Raw genomic sequence first — 19,106 nt, 5'->3', positions numbered from 1 at the left:
GGGTGGGGTTACTGCGGTTTCACGCCTCCAAATAAGCTATCCATGGCCCGCTGCATGCGGTTTTTGGCCGTGGCTTTCACCAGTACTTCGTTCAGCGCGGCCAACTCCGTTAATATTTTGGCTTGAATCTGGGAATCTAGCTCGATTTTGCGCATCAGCTCGCGCTGGGTGGCCGTCACGTCGCGGGAAAGATTTTTCTGCTCGGCGTCCAGGTTTTTGAAGGGCTCAAGATAGTGCGTGATGCGGTCGAAGACGTTCTCTTCGTTGAGGCGCTGGAAGTACTGGCCCCACTTTTCGTAGGCCTGCTGGGCGTCGCGCTCGTGGAAGCTGAGGCGCTGCTGCATCAGGTCGGTGAGGCGGCCGGTGGCCAGGTCGAAGTACTGCTCGGTGCGGGCGGCCACGTTGGTCATTTCCTTTTCGTGGCGCTGGAAGAAGTCGAGCTGATGCTGAATCAGGTTGTCGTGCTGGCCGATGTACTGGCCTACGCTGTTGATGCCACGCTCAAAGCCCGTCAGCCGGTCCAGAATACTGCTGACGGCAGTAGCCGTGGCCGTACCGTCTTCCAGCATCTGATTGAGCCGCTGCTGGTAGCCCACAAACGAACCAAACAGCTCCGCCGATTCCCGCACTTTGTCAAACACAGCCAGGTTGGCATTCGCCATCTTATCGAAGCCAATTTCATTGAGCTTCACCAGGAAATCGCGCTGCACTTTCACGTTCTCCGTCAGCGTCCCGATGATGGGCTCAAACAGGGTGACTTTGCCCACAAAATCCTTGTTGAACGCGTCCAGCACCCCTTTCAGCGTAGATAGGCTGTTAGCCATGTCGTTGTGTAACACGGGCAGCAGGCGAGCCTGCAGAAACGTATAATACGCGTTCTGGCCCTGATCGAGCTGCTGGTGCGCCCGGCGCACCAGGCCGGTGCCGAGCAAGGTCAGCAGCAAACCCACGAAGCTGCCCGTCATGGCGATGAGTACGCCGGTGAGAAAGGGCGTGAGGGCATCCTCATCGGATACGCCGTTGCGCGCAATGCCCACCAGGCCCAGAATTACGCCCAGAAAAGTACCCAGCAAACCCAGGTACAGAGGCGTCGCGACGTTGGCCTGTACCGCGTTTTCCAGCACCTGCGACTGCCGCTCCGAAATGTCTTTCAGAATGCCAAAATCGGCCGCCGCACCCTTGTTGTGGCGCAGGTAGTCGTTGGTATCGGTCAGGATTTCGCGGAAGTCGGCCGGAACCGCGTCGGCTCGGATCAGGTCGATCAGGTAAGCGTCGGTGGGCGCGTTGGCGGCGTAGGGGGGCAAGTCTTCCCCGGCCGGAGTCACCAGGCGGCGCTCTACGCGCAGGGTATTTTTGGTTGGGTAGAGCCGGGTCAGGCGCGCCGCCTGGGCGCGGGTTTGCAGGAAGGTGCTTACCTGCAAGCCCACCACCACCAGCACCACGGCTATTTCAAGATAGATTTCGAGCATTAAAACAGAGGTGGAAGAAAAGCATCGGCGGGTTCAGCTCCCGCGCCGGGGGGCTTTATCCTGATACGGCTACTGTCGCCCAACAGCCAGATGGTGGAACGCGTCGCTCCTACTCGAAGTGAATAGCGGCTTTCTGCTCAATCTGCCAGGCACCGTTGCTTTTAAACAGCGTTCCTTCCTCGTCGGTCACGATGCGCGACACAGGGCCGGTGGGCTGCTGATAGCGGCAGGCTTCGCGTAGGGAATACTGAGCGCTTTGAATAGCGTAGGCGTGAACGGCCGTGTTAGAAGTCACCCGAAACGTGGCCCGCTCTGGGCGCTGGGCGTCCACTTTTATTTCGTAAATGCTGTCGTGCTGGGGCTGCTCCTGCAAGTCGTAGTCGCTGAAGCCGCCGTTTACGGGCACTTTCACATAGTAGCGGCTGGGCTGCGCCGCCTGGTCTTCCTGCCGGCTCGTCAGCGGGGCCACGGCTCCCCAGGTATCGGGCGCAGGCAGCTGCACGGGCGGCACCAGACTGTCGAAATCGTCGCGCGGGGCCGCGGTGGGCGGACCAGCAGGTAGCACGGCCGGGGGGGCAATTATTGCCTCAGCCAGCGGCGCGGGCGGTGGGGCCGGCGCTTCCTGACGAATCGGGGGCGGAGAAGTAGACGCTACGGGCGCTGCTACCACAGACGCCACCGGAGCGGAGGTAGCTACGGGTGTTACCGGCGCGGGAGCCGCCGGCCGCGTCGGAGCCGGCGAAGGAGCAGGAGCAATGGACTTGGGGGGCAAATTTTGGGCAGCAGGCCGGGCCTGGGCCAAAGTCGCCGCAACGCGCTGCTCCACCATTCGCTCAATGTCGCGTTGCAGCTCCGGCGTCAGTTTTTTAGCGGAACCACCCCCGCCAGGGGCGGCCAGCTTCACAGTTTCCAGCTCCCCACGGTGGCGCTCGGCGCGGGCGCTCAGGGCCCTGATCTGCCCGCGCTGCAGGGCAAAAAGCACTAGGCTAAGCAGGGAAAATACCAACGCAATCGGCGCGAAGAGCTTGCTCATGGTGCTCTCAGCGGCGTACGTGCGCGGGCTGCTCACACTGGTCCCGGCTGGCAAGGCCACGCCCACGTCCGAATCGTCCACGGTTTCGGTTAGCGCAGCCGTGTCGGCAGTTTCTTCGGCCGCGAGGCTGGTGCCTATGTCGCCGAGGGGCGTACCGTTTTCTACGAAAGTTTTAAGGCCGGCTTCCAGCGCCGTGAGGCGCTGCATTCGGGCCGGGTCGTTGGTACGGGCGGGCGTTTTGAGCCGATTGATGATTTCGGTGGTGAGCTTGCTGAGGCGCGCCGGGTCGGTGGTCAGGCCGTTATAAATTGCCCCCCGGCCTTCCAGGGGCTTGTACAAACGGCTGTACACGCTCTGCTTATCGGCCTTGATGCTGTTCTCAAACGCCGATAAGCTACCGTCGCAGCGTAAGGTGCTCTTGAGGTTGGGCACGCCGGTATCCTCGTACACGAACCGGGCCGTAGCGCACCAGATCTGGGTTTTGGCTTCGTCGAGGGTGGGTTTACCTAGTTCTGTTTGGGCGTGGGTCGTATTTGCAGATAATAACCCGGCGAAAAGTAAAGCGCAGTAGAGTGCAATCCTCATGAAAGTGGAGTGTAGAGGATGAAAAATTATTCTAATAGTGAAATCCAGCCGTTTTCTAATCATCTAATTCAGGAAACTCACCAACCAGCCAATACTCACCATCCGGTTCTAGACTATATCGTTCAATAAACGATTGGCTAACATTGACTTTATTGGAAAGCCATGTGGATATCATGTGGTCATATGCTTTTAGCAAATATTCTTGACCGTGCATAATATCAAAGTGGTCAACTCGTCTATGTAGACGCTTGCTTTGTATTAACTCTAGAAGCTTATGTTTCTCAGCAACTGGAATCTCAGCATTCCGCGTTTCATTTACAGGATAACCAGCAGCTTCTAGATCAGGCAGCAACTCATCGTAGCTGACAAAGAAACCAAATACCGAATCTTCCGGTATCAATTCCAGCACTTCAACTAAAAAGTCTGCTTCCTGATCTATCATTAGCTATTCGGGTTAATTAGCTCCCGGCTCAAATTATACAGCGCCTGCTTCATGGGGTAGAAAAACAGCGTCTCCGGCAGGTTTTCGCCCTGGCCGAGGTTGCGGCCAATCTGGTGCAGGCCGAGGTTCAGGCTGTCCTCAATTTCACGGAGCAGGAAGTCTTTCACTTTCTGTCGGTCCACGTCTACGCCTACTTCGCGCATTAGTGGGGCTACATCGTCGTTGTCGAGCACGATTTCGAGGAAGCGGCGCGTGTTGTCCAGCACCGACTGCTTGAGGTCAGCATCTACTTGCGGAATCTTAAGGCGGGCTGTATCGATGTCGGCACCTTCAACGGCACCATTGAGCTTCACCGTGCGAATCTTGTCGAAATCAGCGGCGCTGGTGGCGCTTTCCTCGAAAAGCACGCCGCCATTGGTGGTCGCTTCTTTGGGGTTATCGGCCAGAATAACGCGGAAATTCTGGGGCGGCTCCTGCCCGGTGGCGGCGCGGAACACAGCTTTGGTGATCTTCTCAATGGCCGCCAGACTACTACCGCCGCTGAGCAAACGCAGGTACAAGCTGCCTTTGCCCGAGAAGCACAGATAACGGGGCGTTTTCAGACCCAAATGCTGCACCAGTTGCGCTACGTGGTAAATAATGGCCGTGTAGTGCAGGTAGAATAGCACCCGCAGCTGCCGTCCTTTGCCTAAGCCCAAGCTTTGCGTAAAGCGCAGCGCCTCGTTATAAGTAAAGAGCAAGCTTGTGACGTCGGCGGAGCCGAAATCGGGGTTTTGCAGGGCCGCCCGCAGGTAGCCTTTGTACTCCTGGTTTTGCTCGGAGTCGGGCAGGCTTTCCACGTACTGTACGCCTAAGCGGAGCAGGCCATTCTGCTTGGGCGCACCTTGCACGCGGGCGTAGCCATCACCCCACAGGTCGTCGCCGGCGAAGCGGAAGGACGAGCTATACGAAGGTTTTTGCTCCGCGAAAATCAGCAGGTCAGTGGTGCCGCCGCCGATGTCGATGTTGATGACGTTCTCGTCGCGGTTGGGTACTACCTGGTTGGTGGCCGTGAGGTAGTAGTACGGCGCCACCGACTCGGAAATGCACTGGGTGGGCCGGCGGGCACGGAACACCTGCTGAAACGCCTCGTCCCAGACCTGCTGAAACTGGTTGCGCAGGAACATATCGAAGCTCAGGGGGGCAAACCATACCACGCGGGTATCCTCCAGAATACCGCCGTGCTGGGCCGCCTTGTGCTTCATCAGCAGCAGAATCTCCTTGAAGAAGGCCGCAATCCTAGTAACGCCCTGCGGGTCCAGCTCCGCCGACCACTTCAGATTGGTCACGAAGCGGTTTTGGGGCGGCTGGTTGGTTTCGGTATTGATGCTAAAGCCGATGTTGATGTTGCTCAGCACCTTGCTGGGCTCGTTGGCATAGGAGTTGGTCTCGCAAACTGCCGTTCGAATCGGAAACTCATATACTGACTGCTGCTCACCCACGATGCTGGGCACGAACTCCCGATTCTGAATCAGCGGAATGTCAAACAGCTGGCCGGGGCCTTTCATATAGCGCTGGAAGGCCGAGTAGCCCGTGTCGGGCAGCGGCGCGTTCAGCAATTCCACCTGCAAGTCGCCCTCGCCAATGGTGAAGGGCTTGGGGTGAGCCGAAGGACCATCGGCGTAGGCGACGTGGGTGTTGCTGGTACCAAAGTCCACGGCGAAGGTGAAGCGGCGGGTGCCACGGTCCAGCTCGCGCCAGCGCGGCACGATGAGGCCGCGGGCCGGCTCGGCGCCCAGCGTAGCGGGCGGACAAGTCAGCTCGGCCAGATCGAAGTGGGTGCCGCTGATTTCGTAGTAGGTGCTACCGGCCGTGGCTACGCTTTTTTGGGTGCGCTCAAACTTGGTCGCCCGGCGGGCCGCTCCCTGGTCGGTCAGCCGCTCCCCGCCCACGAAGAAGGTAAGATCGTAGCGGCGCTGAAGCATGGTGGGGCTGTTGTCGGCATCCACGAGCATGACTTTGTAGAAGTCGTTGTACTCGGGCTGAGCGCGCATCTTGTAGAAGGGAAATACGCCCAAACCAATGTTGGCCCGCACAATGCGTCCCTTTTCCGGAATTTCGCGGCCCTGGGCGTCCTTGGGATTCTGGGGATTCTGGTAGTAGCTGCGCTCAAACGTAATAAAACGCCCCCCCTGCACCGGCACCCGCAGGTTTACCCGCACATGATTCAGGTCAATGGTAAAGGTGACCAGCTCGGCCAGGTCGTGCTCGGTGAAATACTCGAAAAAGCTCTGCTTCAGGGGCAGCAGGTACGGAAACCGCGCCCGGCCCTGGGTGTCGGCCCCGTACTGGAAGGTGACTTTGCCGGTATGAAAGCGCTGGGCGTTCAGCTCGTAGGGCAGCTCCACGAGGGCGTCTTCCAGGAAGTCGCCGACGGTGAGGTATGGGTATTTGAAGCCTTTGCCGGGCAGCACCCGGTTTTCCAGGCTTAGCTCATCGGCGTAGGGCACGGGCGTGCGGTCGTCCCAGGGCTGGCCGTTGAGGTAATTTGCCCCCTGCATGGTCAGGTTAGGGCGCAGGACTAACGGACGCAGGCGGCTGGTGTTGGATTCGCGGGTGGGCTGAATAAACAGGTCGCTGCTCATCACCGCCGACTGGTCGGCCCGGCCCGGCAAAGGCACGTGCTTCACGCTGACCAGATTGCCCTGGAAGTCGGTGATGGCCGGGTACTTGGCGGCAAACTGCTGGGCCGTATGCTCGCCCTGCATCTGCATCTGATTGATGCGGCTGCGGTCGAGGCCGGCAAATACGCTGCCCGCGAACTCGCGGCGCTGCAACTGCGGATACGCCAGAAACATCTCGTACACGAAGTCCCGAAACGCCGGTGAGCGGTCTTCGAGCAGCACGATCTGGTTGTCGAAATAATGCCCCCTGGCCTGAGCGCGCTCCAGCTCCAAGGGCGCGACGGTCGGGGCCGTGAAGAGCAACGTCAGCGGGGAAGTGCCCCCCAGCAGGCGTGGCCCGCCCGGCAGCTCCGGCGACTCATAAAACACGAGGTACATATCCGGAAAGTCACGAAACCGCTCGTCCTGCAGGAACAGCCGCAGGGTTTCACCGAGTAGGCGGGTGCCTTCAGAACCCTGCATCTTCCGCAGTTCCGTCTCCGCGTTCCAGCGGCGCAGCGTGATTTTGCGACCCGCCTGGGTGTAGAGGTTATAGTTGTACAGCACCTCAAACAAATCCCAGTAGTGCGACACCAGCTCGTGGTACACCGAGCCCGGATTGCGCTGCCCCTCGCGGGCCAGAAAATCGAAAGCCGTCTCAAACAGGTGCATCCGCGCAAACGGCGTCGGAATGGACACGGCCACGTTCTTGGCCCGCCCGCCCGTGGGGTCGGTTACGGTGTCGATTTCGGTGCTGGTGATGGGGGCCGTTTTCTGCCAGCCTTGCACCTGCTGAGAGCCGTTGTTATGTAAGCGAAGGACTTTGGGCATATCGGGACCCCACCCCCCGGCCCCTCCCTGGTGGAGAGGGGGAGCCAGACGAAGGCACTTGGGGTATTAGGATTTTATACTAAAAGCTACAAGTAGAACCCCTCCCTACCGGGGAGGGGTTGGGGTGGGGTTACACCATCTTAACCTTCTCCTCAAACGCCTTATCCGTCACCTGATCAAACAAAGCCAGTAGCTTCTTGAAGTTGTCCGGCTCCTGAATGGACTTGGCGGCGTCGTTGAGGCTATTGAGGAAGTAGTTCTGGCTGAGACCTTTATTGAAGAAGTCGTTCCACTTTTTCTCCACGGGCTTGCCGGCAATCATGGCGTTGAAGTCATCAGTGGTGAGGTCGAAGGGACGGAAGGCGCGGCGATTCTGGGCCAGCTCTTTCAACCACTCGTCCACGCCGAACTCGGGGCTGTGGAGGAAGTTGTTCAGCTCCTTGAAGATAGGCTCATTGCGCATGGCATAGTCTAGGTTCAGGTTGTCGTGGTAAGGGGCTTTATCAGTGGGCAGGTGCTGCTTGTGATAGCGCGTGAAGTAGAGGAATTGCGTCAGCTGCTTGGCAATCAGCTCCCGTGATTCGTCGGGCAGGTGACTGAAGTTCAGCTCCTGCGTGTCTACGCCTAAGCCATACTCGTGGAAGTGGGGAGCGCCGTTGCGCAGCTCGGCGTCGGGGTACTGCATAAAATCCACGATGCTCAGGGCCGCCAGCAGCTCGATGAGGTGAGCTTTGTTGCGCTGGGCTGTGCCACCGGGCTGGTTTTCGTAGGGCGTATCGGGCGTGTCAGCCAGGTAATAGAGCGCGTCGAGGCCTTGCAGGTTGTGCTCGTAGTAGCTGAGCGCGGCTTTGGTCTTGGTCAGGAAGCTATTGGAGTCTATGATGGAGTTGTCCTCCGACTGCAAAGCGAAGTAGGGCATCACCGTCACGGCCCCGGTGAGGGCGTCGCGTAGGTAGCGGGCGTTGCTCAGGCGAGTGTTCTGGTCCTTGAGGTTTTTGAGCAGCAAAGGAAAGCCCGCCGCGCCCGTGCCACCGAAGATGCTGGACACAAAAAACACCCGGTCGCCGGCCTGAAAGTTGTCGGCGAAAAACCGGATTTCCGGCGAATCCACCACTTTATTCAACACAACACTGCCCACGTTGGGCGAGCCACGGAAACCGATGGTCAGGGGGCTTTCCAGGTTGTCCTGGGTGAACAGCAGCTCCACCAGGCCCTTGGAATCGATAGAAAGCTGGTCGTAGCTCAGGTACTCGCGGAAGCTCTGGTTGATGCCGCCGAAGTCGAACACGAACGTGTCTTTTACGCCGCCGTTGGTATCGGCTGAGATGCTGCTGAGCGTGCTGATGTTGGTTTGAAAAAACCCGTCCTCGCGCTGGCCCAGGCGGTTATAAATCTGCTGATAGCTTTTCAGCATATCCACCGTCCGGTTCATGTCACCGTTGTGGGCGTCGGGGTCGATGATGATAGGTACTACCCGGTCGCAGCCTGGCAGCTGCACACCAGCGGCCAGCAGCATGGTGAGGGAGCGAATAACGCGGGAGCCCGTGCCGCCAATACCGAATAAAAAGAGTTTAGCCATTGAATCGCAGATTGTACTGATTAAGCTGATTTTATTGAGGAGAACAGAACGATTTTCCCATGATCAAGTGGAAAAACAATTGGTCATGCAGCGCGCAGCATCCCGCGTGCTAACATAGGACTACTATTACAACGACTGCACGCGAGATGCTGCGCGCTACATGACCACCTAAATTACTAAAAAGGCGTCGTGCTGGCGTTGGTAGAGCCGCGGCGCAGGATGAGGGAGAAGAGAAAGAACCAGAGCAGGCCATATACCGCATTCAGCGTAGCCAGCCAATACACATAAGAGTGCTCGGCCACCTGCTGGCTGTTGCACTGCACAAGGGCGATGATAAAGGCGATAATAGCGTTGGCGATGAGAAAAATCGCCCAGTGGCGGCCTTTATTGAAAGTTGCCACGCCCATAGCCCGGTTAATCAGGTAGTAGAATACCAGCACCAGCGCCAGCGAAATAGCCAGCGTGAGCAAACCAACGTTGGGAAAAATCACCTCGCGGTAAACGGGCGTTTCGGAGGGCGGCTGCGGGGAGCCAATAAGCTCGTAGAGAAAGCGGAAAAATGACTTCATAGCGGAAATGTACAAATAACTTTGAGTTGAGATTCGCTGAACGTCAAAGATTCAACCAAATTGTGTGAGCAATGCAATTAGAGCTATCCATCACTGCGCCAGCCGGCACTTAGCGCTATTTAGCGGGTTCCAGAGTGAGCGGAATCTGAAAAACCGCGGGCGACTTTTGTCCATTACCTATGGCGGTAGCAACGCCATCGATGAGGCTGGCAAAGGCGAACGTTTTGGGGCCTACCTGGTCGATGTTGCTATCGTTTTGGGTGGTCCACTGGCTTACCCAGGCCGGGCGGGCATCCTTGAGCACGACTTGCAGGGAACGGGAGGCGCGGGCCATCTTGGTCAGGCGCACTTTCACAAAGTGGGTATATTGGTTTTCGGGGCCGCTGCTGGCTCGGGTCTGGTCGGTGGCGGCGGCTACGTTCACGATTCTGGCATCAGTATCCTGGCCGATAAGCTGGAGGTTCTGCTTTAGATAGGCAAGGTCGCGGTACAGGGCGGGCATGGTGCTCAGATTCAAACCCAATACAAACTCAACGGGATTCTGGGGCGATGCCTCCTGCACGGCTACGGTGTAGTAGGTAGCACCGGCCGCCCGCTTACTGGCTGTTTTCTCCCCGTAGTACCAGCTGCCCTTGTTCTGATATTTGTTCAGCAGTGAAGCAGATGGCTGCGGGTACTTTATGCCAAAGTGTATCTGCTGAGCCGACTGCCTGGCCAGCAAAGCCGCATCGAAGCGCCTGACCGCATCCTGGGGGCCAATTACCCAGAAATAATACGGAATATCGGTGTCGCAGCAGTTAGCAACTTTCTTGGCTCCGGTCTTGATGGCCGGGTAAAATGCCCCCTGAAAGTCGGAGGTGAAGCCATAAACCGACATGGCCAGGTCGGAGCGCTGAGCGCGGCTGATGGCGTCGGTAATGTCGGTTTTGATGTAGGGAATCGCGCCGGTGTTCCTGGGCGAGTAAATGAAGTCCGAAATCAGGACGCTGACTGTATTCGGCGCGTAGTAGTTGCTGGCCAGCGTATCGAGCACCGTCGGGATGTCGGTACTGCTGGCCGGCTCTTTAATGCCGCCGCGCACCGTGCCGGAGAGCTGCTGGTAGGAGTCGCGGTAAGGTCTTTCCTTGATGCGATAATACGTCTTGCGGCCCACGGCCGGGCTATTATTCAATTCTGACAAAAACTGCGCGACCTGCTGCTGAAAGCGGGTATTACTGGCATCGGCACCAGGCTTGGGCATGAAGCCTTCCATGGAGCCCGACACTTCCAGAAATACGTTTACCTGCGTGAGCGGCGCGGTACTGGCGGCTGTTTCTTCCACCGCCACGTTGGGCGCACCTTGGTCGGGCGCTACTTTGGCATTGTCGCGGGGCATGGTGGTCAGGTCGTTCTCGACCCGCTGCTCGGATACGCCGCCTTCCGTTTTTACGTCTTCGCGGGAGTAGCAGCCGGTCAGCAGAAGCAATACGGCCGCGAATGTGGAGGGGAAATGGAGTCTGGGGGGCAAATTCATGAGGCTGGATAAACGCAAATGGCTCGGACAATACTCCTGCGTACTACGAGCCGGGCCACGGGGTTGTGGAGGAACGCTTTTGGACCCGTAAAATTTTGTGCGACTTTACGACGGGCAGTACACAACTTAACAACACGGGCGGGCGCCAGAGCAAGCATGGCAGTTACTTGTGGCAACATCAGCATGACGTTCTGGGTAGGCAAAAAAGCCCCCCACGCCCCTAGCTGTAGCTAATTTCCGTATTATCCCCAATATTCAGGCTATGGTTCAGGCCACTGAACGAGGCATCGGAGCCCACGATGCAATCCTGCATCACGGCCGAGCGCAGCTCGCTGTAAGATCCAATAATCGAGTCGCTCAGAATGGCGTTGCGCACGATGGTGCGGTCGCCGATGGCTACGTTGGGGCCAATGATGGAGTGGCGGATCTGGCAGTCGCGGCCGATGCTGACGGGTGGGATGATGATGGTATCCGGAAACTCGGGGTACTCGCGGGGCACCAGGAATTCGGGGCGGTTGAGCAGGCGGGCGTTGGCTTCGAGCAGACTTTCCTTGCGGCCGCAATCAAACCAGTTATCGACTGGCGTGGTGGTCATCTCTTCGCCCTCGTTGATGAGCAGCATGAGCGCGTCGGTGAGCTGATATTCATTATGGGTGCGCAACTCGTCGGCAATAATGCGCTCCAGGGCCACGGCCAGACGCTCGGGGTTGGCTATTTTGTAGAGCCCGACCAGCGCATGGTTCGACTTCGGGATGCGGGGCTTCTCAACCACTTTGGTCACTTGCCCGGTAGCATCCGTCTCGACCAGCCCAAACATGGAGGGCGTTTTTACTTCTTTCACGGCCAGCACGGTACCGGGTGTGTCGAGCAGCTGGCCCAGATCAACGTCTACGATAGTGTCGCCGAGCAGAATCAGCATGCCGTCCGTTTCGCGCCGAAAATGCTCGCGGGCTACCCACAGGGCGTGGCCAATACCCTCGCGGGGCTCCTGCACTACAAACTCGGTGTGCAGATTCGGGTACTGCCGACGCACGTAGCTCTCGATTTTCTCGCCCAGATATCCAATGACAAAGACAAAATCTTCGACGCCGGCCGCTACCAGCCGGTCGATGATATGGCCCAGAATGGTATTGCCCGCCACCGGTACCAGCGACTTAGGCTGGGTGTGGGTGTGGGGCCGTAAGCGCGAACCAATGCCAGCAACAGGAATAACAGCTTTCATAAACGACAAACGGGACATAAGACCGCAAAATAGTAATTCGTGCGGCAGTAATTTCAATGACAACCGCTAAGACAGGTTTCCGTACTTTGCACAGCGCATATTTAATATTCAGTGCGTACTCCCACCCAATCTCTCCCTTACCCCTATGAAACGTTTTCTTCTCTACTTGTTTGGTATGATGGTGCTGCTCACGCAGTCGTCGTGCGGCTACAACGGCATGGTGAGCCGCGATGAAGCGGTAAAAGCCCAGTGGGGCAACGTGCAGAATGCCTACCAGCGCCGCGCCGACCTGATTCCAAACTTGGTAAATACCGTGAAAGGTGCCGCTAACTTCGAGCAGTCCACGCTCACCGGCGTTATTGAGGCCCGCGCTAAAGCAACCAGCGTGCAGCTTTCAGCTGATCAGCTTACGCCTGAAAACATTCAGAAATTCCAGGCGGCGCAAAGCCAGCTGAGTAGCGGCTTGGGTCGTTTGCTGGCCGTTTCGGAAAATTATCCCGAACTCAAAGCCAACGCCAACTTCCAGGAGTTGCAGGCCCAGATTGAGGGCACGGAAAACCGCATCAATGTGGAACGCAACAAGTTCAACAATATCACCAACGACTACAACGGCTTTATCCGGCAGTTCCCTAACAACCTATTTGCGGGCGTGTTCGGCTTCTCGGCCAAAGGCTATTTTGAGGCCGACGCGGCTTCCCAGAAAGCGCCTACCGTACAGTTTTAATTGGTTTGTCAGGCGCTTGGGGACTTGGGAGCTTAGGTTTTCTGTTGCTTACTTCTGCTCAACAGCAAACCAAGTCCCCAAGCGCCTAAGACCCAAGACCTCACCCACACATGACCAATCCTTTAACCCCGGAGCAGGAAGCCAAGCTGGTGGCGGCCATTCAACAGGCTGAGATCAAAACTTCAGGCGAAATCCGGGTACACTTGGAGGATACCTGCCCCACACCCGAACCCCTGGACCGGGCCGCGCAGGTATTTGCCGAGCTGAATATGCACCGCACGGCGCAACGCAACGGGGTTCTTTTTTATCTGGCCTGGGAAGCGCGCCGCTTCGCCGTCATTGGCGACTCCGGCATCAATGCGGCCGTGCCGGATGACTTCTGGGAAACCACCAAGGAAACGGTGCTCAAGCATTTTCGCACCAATGACTACGTGACCGGCCTGGAAAAAGGCGTGCGCATGGTGGGCGAGCAGCTCCAGCACTTTTTCCCCTACGACGCGGCCACCGACCGCAATGAGCTCGACGATTCTATCTCATTTGGCAAACCGACGCCCCCGCGCGCATGAGGCACCTTTCCCCTTCTGCCTTCTGGCGAATCTTTGTTCCTTGCTTGCTGCTGTGGCTGGCCGTAGCCGGAATTTGCCCCCCAGCCCTCGCCCAGGATTTGCCCCCCAGGCCCAGTCCGCCCCGGCTGGTCAATGATTTGGCGGGTATGCTGCGGCCCGATGAGGTAGCGGCCCTGGAGAATAAGCTCGTTGCCTACAACGATTCTACTTCCTCCCAGATTGCCGTTGTTATAGTGCCTACAATCGGCGATAACGAGCTAGCCGACTACGCCCAGCAGCTCTATGAAGCCTGGGGTATTGGCCAGAAGGGCAGCAACAACGGCATACTGATTCTGGTAACGCAGCAGGAGCGCAAAGCCCGCATCCAAACCGGCTACGGCTTGGAAGGCGCTGTGCCCGACGCTATTGCCAAGCGAATTATTACGAATACCGTCGCGCCCGCCTTTCAGCAGCAGCGCTACTACGACGGCCTCAATCGAGCCACGGATCAGCTTATTGCGCTGGCCAAGGGCGAGTACAAAGCCGACCCGGCCGCTCGCCGCTCCCGCAGCAGCGACAACAGTGGCTCCGGCTGGACTTTTTGGATCATTATCGGCGTGCTGGTGCTGTTTCTGCTCATGCGCAACCGCGGCGGCGGCTCCGGCGGCCGACGCAGCCGCGGCTTCGGTGGCATGGGTATTCCGCCCGTCATCTTCGGCGACTTCAGCGGAGGGCGCGGCGTATTTGGCGGTGGTGGTGGCGGCTTCGGCGGCGGTGGAGGAGGCGGTTTTGGCGGCTTCGGGGGCGGCAGCTCCGGCGGCGGCGGGGCCAGCGGTAGTTGGTAGTGGGGACCTCACCCCTACAACGATCGGCCTCAACCCCTAGCCCCTTCTCCTAGGGGAGAAGGGGGACTAGTCTTTAGCTTTTCTAGAAAACTAGTATTGACTAACCTTCTAGTTGTTAGAACTAGTTCCCTTTCTCCCCTAGGAGAAGGGGCTAGGGGTTGAGGCAGCTAGAAGCTAGAAGAGGGTCCCACCTGCCGATACACTGGCAACTCATAAAACGGCCGTAGCAGCTGAATAACGTCCAGCGCATCCGCCACTGCTTCGTGGGCTACGGTGTTATCCTCAAACTTTGCGCGGGCCTTGCAGATGCTCATGGTGGGCAGGCGCGAATCCTTCTTCCAGTTTAGATAGAACGCGGCGGGGTCCAGCATAGCCGGCTCGGCGCGTACCAGTGTACCATAACCGGGGAGTTCACGCAAAAAACCCAGGTCGAAAGAGGCGATGTTCTTACCGGCCATGGTTATTGTTACGCAGTCGTGTTTGTCAGTTTTAAAGCCCTCCGCTAATAAAAACTCCCGCAACTGAGGCATCAGCTCTTCTGGGGGGCAAATTTCCGGGTTAGGCTCTTTACGCGCCAATTCCTCCAGCAAGCGCGCATTCAAAGCCAGCGCGCCAGCTGTTCCTACGTACTCGTGGTGGCGTACCGCTCGCCGAAAAACCGGCAGATCTGCCAGTGGACGGGGGCGCTTGGTATCTTCTACTACGGCCGCCAATTCCAGAATCTGGTGGCGTCGGGGCTTACCGCCGGAGGTTTCAAGGTCGAGGGAAATGTAGCGCATGCAAGACTGTACGGAATATGCTACTAGTGGGCAGCCCTAGCAAAAGTGGCAGGAGCCAAGTGCATTTCATAGCTGAAAGTACACTAGCTTTTGCCCACCATTGTAATTATTAAGTAAACACAGCCGAGCCACCTTCGTTTACACAGAGCGCTTGCTCACTACCGCTTGTATCATCGCCTCCATGACCGAATCTACCGCCCCCGATACGCCCAAAAAACTCTTTCTCCTCGACGCCTTCGCCCTTATCTACCGCGCCCACTTCGCCTTTAGCAAGAACCCACGCATCAACTCCAAGGGCATGAACACGGGGGCCGTGCTGGGCTTTACCAACACGCTGGTGGAAGTGCTGCAAAAGGAAAAGCCTACTCACCTCGGTGTGGCCTTCGATGCCCAGAAAAAAACCTTCCGCCACGAGAGCTTCGCCGAGTACAAGGCCCAGCGCCAGGCCATGCCCGAAGACATCGGCACGGCCATTCCCTACATCAAGCGCATTGTTGAGGCCTTCAATATTCCGATTCTGATGGTGAATGGCTTTGAGGCCGACGACGTGATTGGAACTTTGGCCCAGCGCGCCGAGGCCCAGGGCTTCGAGGTGTTCATGATGACGCCCGACAAGGACTACTGCCAGCTCGTGACCGAGAAAATCAAGATTTATCGGCCCGCTTTTATGGGCAACGCGGCCGAAGTACTGGACTTACCCCACGTCTTGCAGCGCTTCGAGATTGAGCGCGTGGAGCAGGTCACCGACATCCTGGGCTTGCAGGGCGACGCCTCCGACAACATTCCCGGTATTCCGGGCATTGGTGAGAAGACGGCCAAAACGCTGATTCAGAAGTACGGCTCGGTCGAAGGGCTCATTGCCCACGTTGATGAGCTGAAAGGCAAGCAGCAGGAAAATGTACGCAACTTCGCCGAGCAGGGCCTGATGAGCAAGGAGCTGGCCACCATTCATGTGAACGTGCCCATTGATTTTGAGGCCGACAAGCTGGAAATGTGCCCGCCCAACGAGGAACAGCTGCGGGCTTTGTTCGATGATCTGGAGTTCCGGCAGCTGGCGGCGCGGGTGCTGAGTGGCGGCGCTCCGGCGACGTCGACGCCCTCGCCGCGGGCGCGGCGGGCGGCCGCCGGGGGGCAAATTGCCCTCTTCGGCGCGCCTGCTACGGCCACGGCGGAAGAGGAGGACGAAGAAGAAAATTTGCCCCCCGCAACCAAGCGCACCTTGGCCGATGTGCCGCATCAGTACCACCTGATTGATACGCCGGCCCTGCGCAAGTCCTTGCTGGGCTTTTTGTTGCAGCAAAAGGAAGTCAGCTTCGATACCGAGACAACCGGCCTGGATACTATGACCTCGCGGCTGGTGGGTCTCTCATTCTGCTACTTGCCCGGTGAAGCCTACTACGTGCCCGTGCCGCCCGATGATATGGCCGCCGCCCAGGCCATTGTGGATGAGTTCCGACCCTTCCTGGAAAGCGAAACCATTGGCAAGATCGGGCAGAACATCAAGTACGACCTCACCATTCTGAAGCACTATAACGTTCGGGTGCGTGGGCCGCTGTTCGATACCATGCTGGCCCACTACCTGTTGGAGCCGGATATGCGCCACAACATGGACATCCTGGCCGAAACCTACCTGCATTACACGCCGGTGTCTATTCTGGAGCTTATTGGCCCCAAGGGCAAAAACCAGAAAACGATGGCCGATTTGCCCCCCAGCCAGGTCAGCGACTACGCCTGCGAGGATGCCGACGTGACCTTGCAGCTCAAGCATGTATTTGAGCCCAAACTGGCTAAGCTTGGACTATTAAAGCTGCTGAATGAGGTAGAAAATCCCTTGGTACCCGTGCTGGCCGACATCGAGTACGAAGGCGTAAAAATCGACAGCGCGGCCATGGGCGAGTACTCAGCCGAGCTGCAGGGCTACGTGACGGAACTGGAGCAGCAGATTTTCCGGGCCGCCGGGCAGGAGTTCAACATCGGCTCGCCCAAGCAGCTGGGGGAAGTGTTGTTCGACAAAATGCAGCTGGGCGGCGGCAAAATCAAGAAAACCAAAACCGGCCAATACGCCACCGGCGAAGAAATCCTAAGCGTGCTGGCCATCGACAACCCCGTGGCCGCCCTCATTCTGGAATACCGCCAGCTCACCAAGCTGCGCTCGACCTATGTGGAGGCCTTGCCCCAGCTCGTGTGCGAGCTGGACGGCCGCGTACATACCAGCTTCAACCAGGCGGTGACGGCCACCGGCCGCCTCAGCAGCACCAACCCCAACCTTCAGAACATCCCGATCCGCACCGAGAAAGGCCGCGAAATCCGCAAAGCCTTCGTACCCCGCGACGCCGACCACTTATTAGTTGCCGCCGACTACTCCCAGATTGAGCTGCGCATCATGGCCGACTTCAGCAAGGACGCGACCATGATCGAAGCCTTTCGTCAGGGCATTGATATTCACAGCAGTACGGCCAGCAAAGTGTTCGACGTGCCGCTCTCGGCCGTGGATGGCGAGATGCGCCGCAAGGCCAAAACCGTAAACTTCGGCATCATCTACGGCATCTCGGCCTTCGGACTGGCCCAGCGCCTGAGCATCTCGCGCAAGGAGGCCCAGGATATCATCGAGGCCTATTTCGAGGAGTTCGGAGCCGTGAAGCGCTTCATGGACGAGAGCATCAACAAGGCCCGCGAGCTGGAATACGCCGAAACCCTGCTCGGCCGCCGCCGCTACCTACGCGACATCAACTCGCGCAACGCCACCCTGCGCGGCTTCACCGAGCGCAACGCCATCAACGCCCCCATCCAGGGCACAGCCGCTGACATCATCAAAATCGCGATGATTCACATCCACGACTGGCTGGAGCAGGAGAAGCTCGGCACCAGGATGATTCTGCAAGTCCATGACGAACTGGTCTTCGACGCGCCCAAAGAAGAAATCGAGTATATCACGCCCCGCATTAAGGAGCTGATGATAAATGCCTTGCCGCTGAGCGTGCCTATGGAAGTGGAAGTAGGCACGGGCAGCAACTGGCTGCAGGCGCACTAGCGAGTTACTGGGGGGCAAAAGTTGCCACTGAAGGCAAGGTTGATCTACTTACAAGAACGTCATGCAGAGCACAGCGAAGCATCTCACTCGTGGTCATCTGATTAGTAACCCAGCATCAGCACGCGAAATGCTTCCTGTCGGCACGCCAGATCAGCATGACGCGCTTATTCCCATTTTTTGTCCGCCAAACCAATTTTCATTTCTCCGGGTTTAACGAGGGCTATGCTAGATCCTTCTTCTCTTTCCTTCTACGATACCGTCATCATCGGTGCTGGCCCCGTCGGCCTGGCCTGCGCCATCGAGGTGCAGCGCCAAGGCCTGTCGGTCTGCGTCGTGGATAAGGGCGCGCTGGTCAACTCCATCGTGGGCTACCCGACCAACATGGAGTTTTTCTCCACGCCTGAGCTACTCGAAATCGGTGGCTACCCGTTCCCGACCAGCGGCTACAAACCGTTGCGCGAGGATGCCCTGGATTATTACCGCCGCGTAGCCTTCGCCGAGAAGCTGCCGCTACGACTGTATGAGCGGGTGCTGAGCCTGGAAGGCGAGGCCGGCGCGTACGAGCTGCACACGGATCAGGGCCGCATCCACACCCAATCCGTGATTGTGGCGACGGGTTTCTTTGATGTGCCCAACAAGCTGAACGTACCCGGTGAGGAGCTACCCCACGTCAGTCATTATTACAAAGAGCCCTACGCCCACGCGGGGCAGCCGGTAGTGGTGGTGGGGGCCAAAAACTCCTCGGCTAAAGCGGCTTTGCAATTAGCTCGCGCCGGGGCGCAGGTTACCTTGGTCGTGCGCGGCCCCGAGTTGGCAGAGTCCGTGAAGTACTGGATTCGGCCTGATTTGGTGAATCGTATTGCCGAAGGCCGCATTAAGGCGCTATTCAATACAACTATTGCAGCCATACGGCCTGGCGAAGTAGATGTGGTGACCGAAAATGCCCCCCAGACGCTGCCCGCCAGCTTCATCTACGCCCTCACCGGCTACCGCCCCGACTACAGCCTGCTCGCTGCGCTAGGTATCGACACCCAGCCCGATGCCGCCCGAACTCCCTGGCACGACCCCGAAACCTTTGAAACCAATAAGCAGGGCGTGTACCTGGCCGGCACCGTGTGCGGGGGGCTAAATACCAGTCGATGGTTTATTGAGAATGGGCGCTTTCACGCGGCAGTTATTGCTGCGCATCTGGCGGGTCAGGCTGCCCCTACTCCGCCGCCCGTGCTGCAGCCCGTACAACTGTCGTAGTAAAGGCCGATTACTTTGCATAAAAAAGCTCTCTCTCTACGACGTTACG

14 protein-coding genes are annotated in these 19,106 nt (G+C 58.1%); 5 read left to right on the top strand and 9 right to left on the bottom strand.

Features of this window, described 5'->3' with window-relative positions; translation table 11 throughout:
• Positions 1-8: 8 nt before the first annotated feature.
• The 8 genes from B9A24_RS03710 to B9A24_RS03675 form a co-directional block, all read right to left on the bottom strand.
• Positions 9-1,469, bottom strand: a complete 1,461-nt coding sequence (locus B9A24_RS03710; RefSeq protein ID WP_084443830.1) for a hypothetical protein — start codon at positions 1,467-1,469, stop codon at positions 9-11.
• Between the two features lie 109 nt (positions 1,470-1,578).
• The gene (locus B9A24_RS03705; RefSeq protein WP_084443829.1) at positions 1,579-3,087 is read right to left on the bottom strand and encodes a hypothetical protein; all 1,509 of its coding nucleotides are present in this window, start codon (positions 3,085-3,087) and stop codon (positions 1,579-1,581) included.
• 55 nt (positions 3,088-3,142) lie between these two features.
• Entirely contained in the window at positions 3,143-3,529 is a 387-nt protein-coding gene (locus tag B9A24_RS03700) for a hypothetical protein (protein WP_084443828.1), read from the bottom strand.
• Positions 3,529-7,002 carry a hypothetical protein gene (locus B9A24_RS03695; RefSeq protein WP_084443827.1) on the bottom strand — a complete coding sequence of 1,158 codons (3,474 nt, stop codon included), beginning with the start codon at positions 7,000-7,002 and terminating at the stop codon, positions 3,529-3,531. Before B9A24_RS03695 ends, B9A24_RS03700 begins: the two co-directional genes overlap by 1 nt.
• Before the next feature lie 130 nt (positions 7,003-7,132).
• Positions 7,133-8,581 carry a hypothetical protein gene (locus tag B9A24_RS03690; protein WP_084443826.1) on the bottom strand — a complete coding sequence of 483 codons (1,449 nt, stop codon included), beginning with the start codon at positions 8,579-8,581 and terminating at the stop codon, positions 7,133-7,135.
• A gap of 176 nt (positions 8,582-8,757) precedes the next feature.
• Positions 8,758-9,150: a hypothetical protein gene (locus tag B9A24_RS03685; protein WP_084443825.1), complete on the bottom strand. Its 393-nt coding sequence runs from the start codon at positions 9,148-9,150 to the stop codon at positions 8,758-8,760.
• A 115-nt stretch (positions 9,151-9,265) separates the two neighbouring features.
• Positions 9,266-10,657, bottom strand: coding sequence for a hypothetical protein (locus B9A24_RS03680; protein ID WP_143434743.1), 1,392 nt, complete (start codon positions 10,655-10,657; stop codon positions 9,266-9,268).
• A 226-nt stretch (positions 10,658-10,883) separates the two neighbouring features.
• Positions 10,884-11,903, bottom strand: coding sequence for a sugar phosphate nucleotidyltransferase (locus B9A24_RS03675; RefSeq protein WP_234996953.1), 1,020 nt, complete (start codon positions 11,901-11,903; stop codon positions 10,884-10,886).
• 127 nt (positions 11,904-12,030) lie between these two features.
• On the opposite strand from B9A24_RS03675, the gene B9A24_RS03670 reads away from it, so the two are divergent.
• The 3 genes from B9A24_RS03670 to B9A24_RS03660 all read left to right on the top strand — a co-directional run bounded on the left by B9A24_RS03670 (position 12,031) and on the right by B9A24_RS03660 (position 13,999).
• Positions 12,031-12,609: a LemA family protein gene (locus tag B9A24_RS03670; protein WP_084443822.1), complete on the top strand. Its 579-nt coding sequence runs from the start codon at positions 12,031-12,033 to the stop codon at positions 12,607-12,609.
• A 110-nt stretch (positions 12,610-12,719) separates the two neighbouring features.
• Positions 12,720-13,175 carry a TPM domain-containing protein gene (locus tag B9A24_RS03665; protein WP_084443821.1) on the top strand — a complete coding sequence of 152 codons (456 nt, stop codon included), beginning with the start codon at positions 12,720-12,722 and terminating at the stop codon, positions 13,173-13,175.
• Positions 13,172-13,999, top strand: coding sequence for a TPM domain-containing protein (locus B9A24_RS03660; protein WP_084443820.1), 828 nt, complete (start codon positions 13,172-13,174; stop codon positions 13,997-13,999). The genes B9A24_RS03665 and B9A24_RS03660 overlap by 4 nt, the downstream gene beginning before the upstream one ends.
• A gap of 167 nt (positions 14,000-14,166) precedes the next feature.
• Here B9A24_RS03660 and B9A24_RS03655 read toward each other — a convergent pair whose 3' ends face one another.
• Positions 14,167-14,778, bottom strand: a complete 612-nt coding sequence (locus tag B9A24_RS03655) for a 3'-5' exonuclease family protein (RefSeq protein WP_084443819.1) — start codon at positions 14,776-14,778, stop codon at positions 14,167-14,169.
• A gap of 181 nt (positions 14,779-14,959) precedes the next feature.
• Between B9A24_RS03655 and polA the strand changes: the two genes are divergently transcribed.
• Together polA and B9A24_RS03645 are read left to right on the top strand one after the other, a co-directional pair.
• Positions 14,960-17,809, top strand: a complete 2,850-nt coding sequence (gene polA, locus B9A24_RS03650) for a DNA polymerase I (protein WP_084443818.1) — start codon at positions 14,960-14,962, stop codon at positions 17,807-17,809.
• Positions 17,810-18,031: 222 nt separating this feature from the next.
• Positions 18,032-19,057, top strand: a complete 1,026-nt coding sequence (locus B9A24_RS03645) for a YpdA family putative bacillithiol disulfide reductase (RefSeq protein WP_084443817.1) — start codon at positions 18,032-18,034, stop codon at positions 19,055-19,057.
• Positions 19,058-19,106 lie beyond the last annotated feature (49 nt).

It is taken from the genome of Hymenobacter roseosalivarius DSM 11622 (assembly GCF_900176135.1).
Taxonomy (GTDB): Bacteria; Bacteroidota; Bacteroidia; order Cytophagales; family Hymenobacteraceae; genus Hymenobacter; species Hymenobacter roseosalivarius.
Note: the sequence above shows the minus strand (reverse complement) of the source record. Positions and strands in the feature narration are given on the sequence as shown.

Excerpts from the sequence above, each read along its gene's own strand:
- B9A24_RS03710 (WP_084443830.1), bottom strand. The coding sequence starts at position 1,469 with ATGCTCGAAATCTATCTTGAAATAGCCGTGGTGCTGGTGGTGGTGGGC.
- B9A24_RS03705 (WP_084443829.1), bottom strand. The coding sequence starts at position 3,087 with ATGAGGATTGCACTCTACTGCGCTTTACTTTTCGCCGGGTTATTATCT.
- B9A24_RS03700 (WP_084443828.1), bottom strand. The coding sequence starts at position 3,529 with ATGATAGATCAGGAAGCAGACTTTTTAGTTGAAGTGCTGGAATTGATA.
- B9A24_RS03695 (WP_084443827.1), bottom strand. The coding sequence starts at position 7,002 with ATGCCCAAAGTCCTTCGCTTACATAACAACGGCTCTCAGCAGGTGCAA.
- B9A24_RS03690 (WP_084443826.1), bottom strand. The coding sequence starts at position 8,581 with ATGGCTAAACTCTTTTTATTCGGTATTGGCGGCACGGGCTCCCGCGTT.
- B9A24_RS03685 (WP_084443825.1), bottom strand. The coding sequence starts at position 9,150 with ATGAAGTCATTTTTCCGCTTTCTCTACGAGCTTATTGGCTCCCCGCAG.
- B9A24_RS03675 (WP_234996953.1), bottom strand. The coding sequence starts at position 11,903 with ATGTCCCGTTTGTCGTTTATGAAAGCTGTTATTCCTGTTGCTGGCATT.
- B9A24_RS03670 (WP_084443822.1), top strand. The coding sequence starts at position 12,031 with ATGAAACGTTTTCTTCTCTACTTGTTTGGTATGATGGTGCTGCTCACG.
- B9A24_RS03665 (WP_084443821.1), top strand. The coding sequence starts at position 12,720 with ATGACCAATCCTTTAACCCCGGAGCAGGAAGCCAAGCTGGTGGCGGCC.
- B9A24_RS03660 (WP_084443820.1), top strand. The coding sequence starts at position 13,172 with ATGAGGCACCTTTCCCCTTCTGCCTTCTGGCGAATCTTTGTTCCTTGC.
- B9A24_RS03655 (WP_084443819.1), bottom strand. The coding sequence starts at position 14,778 with ATGCGCTACATTTCCCTCGACCTTGAAACCTCCGGCGGTAAGCCCCGA.
- polA (WP_084443818.1), top strand. The coding sequence starts at position 14,960 with ATGACCGAATCTACCGCCCCCGATACGCCCAAAAAACTCTTTCTCCTC.
- B9A24_RS03645 (WP_084443817.1), top strand. The coding sequence starts at position 18,032 with ATGCTAGATCCTTCTTCTCTTTCCTTCTACGATACCGTCATCATCGGT.